This is a genomic window from Rhodococcus sp. IEGM 1409 (assembly GCF_030056735.1).
GTDB lineage: Bacteria > Actinomycetota > Actinomycetes > Mycobacteriales > Mycobacteriaceae > Rhodococcus_F.
In genome coordinates this window covers 1-411 of record NZ_JASHKN010000026.1, presented here as the reverse complement: position 1 = coordinate 411, position 411 = coordinate 1, and the positions used below count along the sequence as shown (strand labels likewise).

Genomic DNA, 411 nt, shown 5'->3' with positions numbered 1-411 from the left:
ACACCCGACAAATACAACTCACCCGCAACACCCACCGGCACCGGACGCAACCGCGAATCCAACACCACCACCGACGAATTCCACACCGGAGCACCCATCGGCACCACAACACCCACACCATCAAGCGGACCCGCCGCCGTCGCATGCACCGTGAACTCCGTCGGACCATACAAATTATGAACCTCAACCGACGGCAACACCGACAACACCCGACCCACCACCGACGACGGCAACGCCTCACCCGCCGCGAAAATCACCCGCAACGAACCCAACCCGGCCCCCCGACCAAGCTGATCGACGAACACCTCCAACATCGACGGCACAAACGAGACCATCGACACCGACTCCGCCGCCACCACCGACGCCAAATACCCCGGATCCCGATGACCGTCATGAGTAGCCACCACCAAC

General features: G+C 62.0%; 1 protein-coding gene. It reads right to left on the bottom strand.

Translation table 11 applies throughout. The features are described from left to right. Positions 1 to 411, bottom strand: a 411-nt coding sequence (locus QM716_RS29155) for an AMP-binding protein (RefSeq protein ID WP_283307721.1), incomplete at both ends; no start/stop codon positions are given.